At 73.8% G+C, this 8,627-nt stretch carries 11 protein-coding genes; 8 read left to right on the plus strand and 3 right to left on the minus strand.

Going from position 1 to position 8,627, the window contains the following annotated elements:
* Nucleotides 1-516 (plus strand): PfkB family carbohydrate kinase (locus tag Q0588_RS08230; RefSeq protein ID WP_298745451.1); only part of this gene is annotated, 516 nt, incomplete at its 5' end.
* A gap of 86 nt (nt 517-602) precedes the next feature.
* Here Q0588_RS08230 and Q0588_RS08235 read toward each other — a convergent pair.
* From Q0588_RS08235 to Q0588_RS08245, 3 genes are read right to left on the minus strand one after another with little or no spacing between them, the layout of a single operon-like run.
* Nucleotides 603-1,151 carry a Smr/MutS family protein gene (locus Q0588_RS08235; protein WP_298745452.1) on the minus strand — a complete coding sequence of 183 codons (549 nt, stop codon included), beginning with the start codon at nt 1,149-1,151 and terminating at the stop codon, nt 603-605.
* Nucleotides 1,148-1,408 (minus strand): helix-turn-helix transcriptional regulator, encoded by a 261-nt coding sequence (locus Q0588_RS08240; RefSeq protein WP_298745453.1) that lies wholly within the window; start codon nt 1,406-1,408, stop codon nt 1,148-1,150. The genes Q0588_RS08235 and Q0588_RS08240 overlap by 4 nt, the downstream gene beginning before the upstream one ends.
* Nucleotides 1,409-1,462: 54 nt before the next feature.
* The gene (locus Q0588_RS08245; RefSeq protein WP_298745454.1) at nt 1,463-2,056 is read right to left on the minus strand and encodes a DUF2975 domain-containing protein; all 594 of its coding nucleotides are present in this window, start codon (nt 2,054-2,056) and stop codon (nt 1,463-1,465) included.
* A 399-nt stretch (nt 2,057-2,455) separates the two neighbouring features.
* On the opposite strand from Q0588_RS08245, the gene rdgB reads away from it, so the two are divergent.
* The 7 genes from rdgB to Q0588_RS08280 all read left to right on the plus strand — a co-directional run.
* Nucleotides 2,456-3,058 (plus strand): RdgB/HAM1 family non-canonical purine NTP pyrophosphatase, encoded by a 603-nt coding sequence (rdgB, locus tag Q0588_RS08250; RefSeq protein WP_298745455.1) that lies wholly within the window; start codon nt 2,456-2,458, stop codon nt 3,056-3,058.
* Complete coding sequence (gene hemW, locus Q0588_RS08255) at nt 3,051-4,214, plus strand: radical SAM family heme chaperone HemW (protein WP_298745456.1); 1,164 nt, start codon at nt 3,051-3,053, stop codon at nt 4,212-4,214. Before rdgB ends, hemW begins: the two co-directional genes overlap by 8 nt.
* Before the next feature lie 68 nt (nt 4,215-4,282).
* Nucleotides 4,283-5,155, plus strand: coding sequence for a 16S rRNA (cytidine(1402)-2'-O)-methyltransferase (gene rsmI, locus Q0588_RS08260; protein WP_298745457.1), 873 nt, complete (start codon nt 4,283-4,285; stop codon nt 5,153-5,155).
* Between the two features lie 65 nt (nt 5,156-5,220).
* On the plus strand, nt 5,221-5,592 hold the full coding sequence (locus Q0588_RS08265) for a YraN family protein (protein WP_298745461.1): 372 nt from the start codon (nt 5,221-5,223) through the stop codon (nt 5,590-5,592).
* On the plus strand, nt 5,589-6,404 hold the full coding sequence (locus tag Q0588_RS08270) for a transglutaminase family protein (protein WP_298745458.1): 816 nt from the start codon (nt 5,589-5,591) through the stop codon (nt 6,402-6,404). The genes Q0588_RS08265 and Q0588_RS08270 overlap by 4 nt, the downstream gene beginning before the upstream one ends.
* Nucleotides 6,405-6,498: 94 nt before the next feature.
* Complete coding sequence (gshB, locus tag Q0588_RS08275; RefSeq protein WP_298745459.1) at nt 6,499-7,455, plus strand: glutathione synthase; 957 nt, start codon at nt 6,499-6,501, stop codon at nt 7,453-7,455.
* Nucleotides 7,456-7,512: 57 nt separating this feature from the next.
* Nucleotides 7,513-8,627: YifB family Mg chelatase-like AAA ATPase (locus Q0588_RS08280; protein WP_298745460.1), on the plus strand; the 1,115-nt coding region annotated here is incomplete at its 3' end.

Consider the following 8,627-nt stretch of genomic DNA (forward strand, 5'->3'; position numbering starts at 1 on the left):
CCGGCCCGCGCCGCCTTCGAGGCCGCCGCGGCGTGCGCCCACGCCGCCGGACGCAAGGTCGCCATCACCCTGTCGGACAGTTTCGTGGTGCATCGCTGGCGGGCCGAGCTGCTGGCCTTCATCGAGGCCTCGGCCGACATCGTCCTGGCCAATGAGGGCGAGCTGCACGCCCTGTTCGAGACCGAGGACTTCGACCACGCCGCCGCCCACCTCGGCCGCATCGTCGACATCGCCGCCGTCACGCGGGGGCCGAAGGGCTCGGTGGTGTTCGGCGGCGGCGGGGCCGAGCGGGTCGAGGTCGCCGCGGCGCCCGTCGACAAGGTGGTCGACACCACCGGCGCCGGCGACCAGTACGCCGCCGGCCTGCTGCTCGGCCTCGCCCGCGGCCTGCCGCTGGAGGACGCCGGCAAGCTCGGCTCGCTGGCCGCCGCCGAGGTCATCGCCCACTGGGGACCGCGGCCGATGGTTTCGCTGGAGGGGTTGGCGAAGGCGGCGGGGCTGAACCTCGGCGGTTGAGCACGGGTCGTGAGTCGTGAATGGTGAGTCGTGATTGGGACTGAGGCTGATCAAGTAGCGGCCACTCACGATTCACGAATCACCAATCACGCCCCTCGCCGGATCGTCACATACAGCGCCCCGTCGCCGCCGTGACGCCGCGCCGCCGGGGCAAACCCCGACACCACGCCGCGCAGGGCCGGGCCCTGCAGCCATTCGTGCACCGAGGCGCGGATCACGCCGCCGCCGCCGCGCCGGCCCTGGCCGGTGATGACCAGCACCGAGCGGCAGCCGCGCGCCTGGGCCCCGATGAGAAAAGCCGTGAGGGCGTCCTGGGCCTGGAAGCGGCCATGGCCGTGCAGGTCGATCCTCGCCTCGATCGGATCGCGCTCGCGCGACAGGCGGCGCTGGCGGCGCGGCTCCAGTTCTTCGGGAACGCCGCGCGCCCGGGCCGGAGCCGGAACGGCAGGCGCGTAGGCCGGGGCGACCCCGCGGGCCCTGACCGGCCCCCGGGCCGGCGGCGCGGCGGGCGGCTCGGGATCGACGGCGCCGGGGACGATCCGCGCGGCCTTCTTCGGCCTCGAGGGCGTCACCGATCCCGCCACCCGCGCCCAGATGCGGCGGTCCTCGGGGCTCAGGTCGTCGCGGCGGCTCATGCGCGGCGCGGGGCCGGGCCGTCGGCGTCCGCCCCGGGGCCGGCGTCCTGCGGCCCGGGCGTGCGCACCAGCAGGTCGCCCGGCTGGCAGTCCAGCTCGCGGCACAGGGCGTCCAGGGTGGTGAAGCGGACGGCCCGCGCCCTGCCGGTCTTGAGGACCGACAGATTGGCCAGGGTCAGGCCGACGCGGTCGGCCAGCTCGGTCAGCGACATGCGCCGTTCAAGCAGGAGGCGGTCGAGCTGTACGCGGATGGCCATGCCGCCTTCTCTATACCGCCGCGGCCCGGGGCGGAATGCCGCCGCGCCCGCCGCTCAGATGGTCAGTTCGGCCTCGCGGCGCAGGCGCGCGCCCTCGCGGAAGACCTCGGCGATGACGACGATGATGACCACGGCGAAGGAGGGGGTGATCAGGTCGAACAGGCTCGGCGTCGCCATGGCCCCGCGCACGAAGCGGGCGACGAGGAACTGGCCGGCCCAGACGCCGAGGGTGACCGTGGCGAAGGCGGCGCCGATCTGGTGCAGCCGCCGCACGTTCCGCGGATGGAAGGGGTCGCCCACGCGCAGGGTGGCGACGATGCGCAGCAGCAGGCGGAAGATCAGGGCCGAGGTGGCCAGATAGGCGAAGGCGGCGCCGGCCACCAGCAGCACATAGGCCCAGGGCAGGGGGATGACGATGGCCTCCTCGCCGGCCCCGGCGGTGACCACCGGGGCGCCGAACAGCTTCAGCGCCAGCACGGCGAGGGGGACCAGGACCGCGCCCGCGGCCAGGACCCAGAAGGCCAGGGCGCAGGCCGCGCCCGCGACGCCCGGGATCGAGACCAGGCTCGGGCTCAGGCTCAGGTTCAGGCTCGGGCGCGGCGCGGCGGGGGGGCGGATTCCGGGCGACGTCCTGTTCGGCAACCGCATGCGGCCTCGTTCAGGCCGGGCGTCGGGGCACGGGCGCCGCGCGGGACCCGGCCGACTCCCGCGCGGCCTCATACATCGCCCCCGTCGGCCGGCCCGTCAAAGGGCGCGCGGGGCCGATCTACAGGGCCTGGAGCAGGGTGACGATCAGCGCGGTCGGCAGGGCGGCGAGCAGAAAGGCGTTCAGCACCCCGTGGCCGACCTTTTCGATGAAGTCGGAAGCGTTCATGGTGGTCATGGTCGTTCTCCGTTGGTCCCGGAAAGGATTTCCCCTCTGTTTATTATACCTCTGCATCGATCGTGCGTAATTGCTCCAGATCAAGGGACGACACGGCCTCTGTTCGCCGGGGCGGCGGCGACGGCGTGCCCGGCGGGACATCTCGCCGCGGGCGGAGGGTGGCGATGAAGCTGAAACTGGTCAGGGGGATGCGTCTGGTCGCGGCGACCCACAATCCGGGCAAGGCCGCCGAGATCGAAGCCCTGCTGGGCGGACGCTACGAGGTCGTCGCCGCGGCGGCGCGGGGTCTGGCCGAACCGGAGGAGACCGAGACCACCTTCGCCGGCAACGCCCTGCTCAAGGCGCGCCACGCGGCCGACCGCTCGGGCGAGGTCGCCCTGGCCGACGACTCCGGCCTGTCGGTCGCGGCGCTGGACGGGGCGCCGGGCGTCTTCTCGGCGCGCTGGGCCGGGCCGGACAGGGATTTCGCCCGCGCCATGGCCAAGGTCGAGGAGCGGCTCGAGGAGATCGGCTCGGACGACCGGCGGGCGTGGTTCACCTCGGCCCTCGCCGTGGCCTGGCCGGACGGGCCGGCGGTGGTGGTCGAGGGCCGGGTCGACGGCCGGCTGACCTTCCCGCCGCGCGGCGACCGCGGCTTCGGCTATGACCCGATCTTCGTTCCGGAGGGCCATGACCAGACCTTCGGCGAGCTGGCCCCGGAGCTGAAGGATTCGATCAGCCACCGGGCAAGGGCGTTCGAGAAGCTGAAGGCGGCGCTGATTGACTGACCCGGTTGCGGACCCCGGCCCCGACCTCGCCCTCTACGTCCACTGGCCCTGGTGCGCCCGCATCTGTCCCTATTGCGACTTCAACGTCGTGCGGGACCGGGGCCGGGTGGAGGAACAGGCGGCGCTGGTCCAGGCCATCCTCGCCGACATGGAGGCGCAAGCCTCCCTGACCGGTCCGCGCCGGCTGGCCTCGATCTTCTTCGGCGGCGGCACGCCCTCGCTGATGGCCCCGGAGGCCGTGGCCGCGGTGGTCGAGCGGGCCCGGGCCCTGTTCCCGAACCGCGAGCCGGTCGAGATCAGCCTGGAGGCCAATCCCACCGACGCCGAGGCGGCCCGGTTTGCGGCCCTGTCCGACGCCGGGGTCAACCGCCTGTCGATGGGGGTGCAGGCGCTGGACGACGCGGCCCTGGCCTTCCTCGGCCGCAACCATTCGGCGGACGAGGCCCGCCGGGCCACAGCCGTCGCCGCCCGCGCCTTCCCCCGCCTGTCGATCGACCTGATCTACGCCCGGCCGGGCCAGACCGTGGACGGCTGGACCGCCGAATTGGCCGGGGCGCTCGACCTCGGCTTCGAACACGTCTCGCCCTACCAGCTGACCATCGAGCCGGCCACCGCCTTCGGCCGCGCCTTCGCCCGGGGCGCGCTGGTCCCGCCGGACGAGGACCTCGCCGCGGCCCTCTACGAGGCCACCCAGGCGGTGCTCGAGGCCGCCGGCTTCGAGGCCTATGAGGTGTCCAACCATGCCCGGGGCCGCGCCGCGCGCTCGGCCCACAACCTGCATGTTTGGCGCGGCGGCGACTATCTCGGCGTCGGCCCCGGGGCGCACGGACGGCTGACCCTGCGGGGCGTTCGCACGGCCACCGCGGCCCGCCCGGGAGTCGCCGCCTACATCGGCGGCGTCGCGGCCGGCTCCCCCTGGGCCGGGTGCGAGGGGCTGGCCCCGGCCGCGGCCGCCGAGGAGCGAATCCTGCTCGGGCTGCGCACGGTCGAGGGCGCGGCCCTGGCCGATCTGGCGGCGGTGGGGCGGGGCCCGGAGGGCGGCCCGCTGGCCGCGCTGATCGACGGCGGCTTCCTGGAGGCGAGGGCCGGCCGGGTGATCGCCACCCGAACCGGTCGTCCGGTGCTGGACGGGGTGCTGAGGGCGCTGCTCGCCTGAGGCGGGGCCAGGTTCCCGCGCGCTCACGGCCCTTGAGCCGGACCGCCCCCGCTGGCACGGTCCCGCCGATGCCCGAACCCTCCGTCTTTCCCCCGACCGCTCCGCCGCCGCGCCCCGTCGCGCCCGGCCTCTATCTGGTGGCGACGCCGATCGGGAATCTGCGCGACATGACGCTGCGGGCGCTGGACGTGCTGGCCGCCGCCGACCTGGTGCTGGCCGAGGACACCCGCGTCACCGGCAAGCTGCTGTCGGCCTACGGGCTGAAGGCCAGGCTGGAGCGCTGCGACGACCACGCCTCGCCCCGCGCCGCCGAGATCGCCATCGAACGGCTGCGCGAGGGGGCGGTGGTGGCGCTGGTGTCGGACGCCGGCACGCCGCTGGTCAGCGATCCCGGCTTCGTGGTGGCGCGGGCGGTGATCGCCGAGGGCCTGCCGGTGCATCCGGTCCCCGGCGCCTCCAGCCTGCTGGCGGCCCTGTGCATCGCCGGCCAGCCGGCCGACCGGGTGCTGTTCGCCGGCTTCCTGCCGCCGAAGTCCGGCGCGCGGCGGACGGCGCTGGAGGAGCTGCGCACCGGGCGGCGGACGCTGGTCTTCTTCGAGAGCGGCCCCCGACTGGCCGACAGCCTGGCCGACATGGCGGCCGTGCTGGGAACGCGCCCGGCGGCCGTCGCCCGCGAACTGACCAAGCTCTACGAGGAGTGCGTGCGCGGCTCGCTGTCCGAACTGGCGGCCGATCCCCGCTGCCAGGCGCCCAAGGGGGAGATCGTCATCGTGGTCGGACCGGGCGAGGCGGAGATCGCCACCGAAGCCGACGCCGACGCCGCCCTGGCCGAGGCCATGACCCGTCTGCCGCCGGGCGAGGCGGCGGCGGAGGTGTCGAAGGCGCTGAACCTGCCCCGCAAGCCGCTCTATAGACGGGCCCTGGAGCTGCAGGGCCGATGAGCGACCCCCGGCCCCCGGTCCGCCTGAAGGCGCCGCGGGTCGTGGCGACGAAGCGCGGCTGGCGGATGACCTTGGGGGCCGTGTCCCACCGCGAGGGCCATCGTTCGGAGTGGCTGGCGGCGCTGCTGCTGATGAGCCGGGGTTATCAGCTGCTCGGTTTCCGGCTGAAGACCCGGGCCGGCGAGATCGACATCCTGGCCCGACGGGGCCGGACGCTGGCGGTGGTCGAGGTCAAGCGCCGGGCCACCCTGGAACTGGCCCTCGCGGCCCTGAGCGCGAACCAGTATGATCGGCTGCGGGCCGCGGGCCGCGCGGTGTTGCGTCAAAGACCCAGCTTGGCCGGACATCTGCTCAGAATCGACATGGTGGCGCTGGCGCCGGGCCGGCTTCCGCGCCATCGTCGGGGCGTGGAGCCGTTCGGGAGGGGGCGGGCGTGACGCGCGAGGAAGCCGAGACCGTGTTGGCCGAGGCCGGCCAGGCCGACGACACGGCCTTCCCGCTGCTCGAGGCGGCGATCGCCTGCGCCATCCACGACTATCCGTTCCGCGACCCCGAGCCGGTGCACACCCTGGCCGACAATGCGGCCGAGCGCCTGGCCGAGCGGATCGGCGGCGAAAGCCCGGACGACGCCCTGGCCGAGACCATGGCCGCGGACATGCGGCTGAACGGCGACCTGCTCAACTACGACCATCCCGGCAACACCGATGTGATCGACGTGGCCGAGCGCCGCCGCGGCCTGTCGGCCACCCTGGCGATCTTCTACATCGACGCGGCGCGGCGGGCCGGAATCCGGGCCCAGGGCGTCGACTTTCCGGGCCATTTCCTGCTGCGTGTCGAGACCCCGGACGGCCCGGTGGCGCTCGACCCGTTCAGCCAGGGGCGGCTGGTGCTGCCGTCGGAACTGACCCGGCGGGCGCTGCGGGCCGGGCTGACGCCGCACGTCGCCGACCGGCTGGACGTGCTGATGGCGCCGGTCAGCGACCGGCAGGCCCTGCTGCGCCTGCAGAATGTCCTGTTCAGCCGCGCCCTGCGCGCCCGGGATTACGAGGGCGCCGAACGCTCGGCCCTGCGCCGCGCCCTGCTGGACCCGGAAGATCACCGGCCGTGGCTGGACGTCGCCGCCGCGCGCGAGAAACAGGGCGCGCTGGCGGGGGCGCTGGAGGCCCTGTCGCGGGCCCGTTCGCTCGATGACCCGGCCGAGGCGCACCGGCGGATGTCGGTCGACCGGGTGCGGCTGCAGCTGAACTGACCCGGGGCCCGCCTGTCGTCCTTTGGGGCCGGGAGGGTTGCGCCGGGGTCCCGCGCCGCCCATTAGCCAGGCTCCCCGCTCGGAAGGACAGGACATGCTGAGAGTCGCGATCCAGATGGACCCCATCGAGGCGGTCAACATCGAGTCCGACACCACCTTCCTGCAGGCCATGGAGGCCCAGAACCGGGGCTATCCGGTCTGGGTCTACGACTTCCGCACCCTGGCGCTGGAGGACGGGACGCTGTCCTGCCGCGCCCGCCCGGTGACCCTGCGCCCGACCGCCGGCGACCACGTGTCCTTCGGCGACGAGGTCAAGCTGGACCTGTCGCGGGACGTCGACGTCATCCTGATGCGCCAGGACCCGCCGTTCGACATGGCCTATGTGACGGCGACCTATCTGCTTGAGACCGTGCATCCCGCGACCCTGGTGGTCAACGACCCCGCCGAGGTGCGTTCGGCCCCCGAGAAGCTGCTGGTCACCCGTTTCCCCGGCCTGACGCCGCCGACCCTGATCAGTTCGGATCCCGTCGCCCTGGCCGACTTCCACCGCCGCCACGGCGAGGTGGTGCTCAAGCCCCTGCACGGCGCGGCCGGCTCCGGCGTGGTCCGGCTCAGGGCCGACGATCCCAATCTCGACGCCCTCGTGGAGATCCACGCCACGGGGTCGCGCGATCCGCTGGTGATCCAGAAATTCCTGCCCGCGGTGGCGAAGGGCGACAAGCGCATCATCCTGATCGACGGCGAGCCGGTCGGGGCGATCAACCGCGTTCCGGCCAAGGATCAGGTGCGCTCCAATCTTCGGGTCGGGGGCACGGCAGCCCCGGTCGAGCTGACCGCGCGGGACCGCGAGATCTGCGCCGCCATCGGGCCGACCCTGCGCGAACGGGGCCTGGTCTTCGTCGGCATCGACGTGATCGGCGACTGGCTGACCGAGATCAACGTCACCTCGCCGACCGGCGCCCAGCAGCTGAAGCGGTTCACCGGGGTCGACGCGGCCGCCCTGATGTGGGACGCCATCGAACGTCGGCGGAAGTTCGCGCCGGGCGCATAACGCCGCTCTTGCAAACCGTTCCGGTTCATGGTTCGTTCTCTCAACGGGAGGGCGGCCATGCTGGCCAGCGTCGTCACGGTGGCGTTCGAGGGGGTGGATGCGCGGCGCGTGGACGTGCAGGTCCAGCAGCTGTCCGCCCAGGAGGGCTCCTTCACCCTCGTCGGCCTCGCCGACAAGGCCGTGGCCGAAAGCCGCGAGCGGGTGCGCGGGGCGTTCGGCGGCATCGGCCTGGCCCTGCCGTCGCGGCGGGTGATCGTCAACCTGGCGCCCGCCGACCTGCCCAAGGAGGGCAGCCATTTCGACCTGCCGATCGCCCTGGCCCTGCTGGCCTCGATGGGCGTCGTGCCGCCCGACGCCCTGGCGGGCTGGGCGGCGGTCGGGGAGCTGGGACTGGACGGCCGGATCGCGCCCGTCGGCGGGACCCTGCCCGCCGCGGTCGCCGCCGACGCCATGGGTCTGGGCCTGATCTGCCCCGAGGCGAACGGGCCCGAGGCGGCCTGGGCCGGCGAGGTCGCGGTGCTGGCCCCCCGCTCCCTGATCGGCCTGGTCAACCATTTCAAGGGCGTGCAGGTGCTGCGTCGCCCGGAGCCGGGGGTCCTGCGCTCAAGCGAGCGCGTGCCCGACCTGCGCGAGGTCAAGGGGCAGGAGAGCGCCAAGCGGGCGCTGGAGATCGCCGCGGCGGGGGGCCACAACCTGCTGTTCGTGGGTCCGCCCGGGTCGGGCAAGTCGATGATGGCGGCGCGGCTGCCCGGCCTGTTGCCGCCGTTGACGCCGAAGGAGCTGCTGGAGACCTCGATGGTCTGGTCGGTGGCCGGGCTGATCGAGCGCGGGGCCCTGACCCGCGACCGGCCGTTCCGCAGCCCGCATCACTCCGCCTCCATGGCCGCCCTGACCGGCGGCGGGCTGCGCGCCAGGCCGGGCGAGGCCTCCTTGGCGCATAACGGCGTGCTGTTTCTCGACGAACTGCCGGAATATTCCGCGCAGGCCCTGGATTCGCTGCGCCAGCCGCTCGAGACGGGCGAGATCGTGGTGGCGCGCGCCAACGCCCATGTCCGCTATCCGGCCCGCTTCCAACTGGTGGCGGCGATGAATCCCTGCCGCTGCGGACTGGGCGGCGGCGGCAAGGGGGCGTGCGGCAAGGCCCCGCGCTGTCAGCGCGATTACCAGAACCG

It is taken from the genome of uncultured Brevundimonas sp. (genome assembly GCF_937870815.1).
In the GTDB taxonomy this organism is placed as follows: domain Bacteria; phylum Pseudomonadota; class Alphaproteobacteria; order Caulobacterales; family Caulobacteraceae; genus Brevundimonas.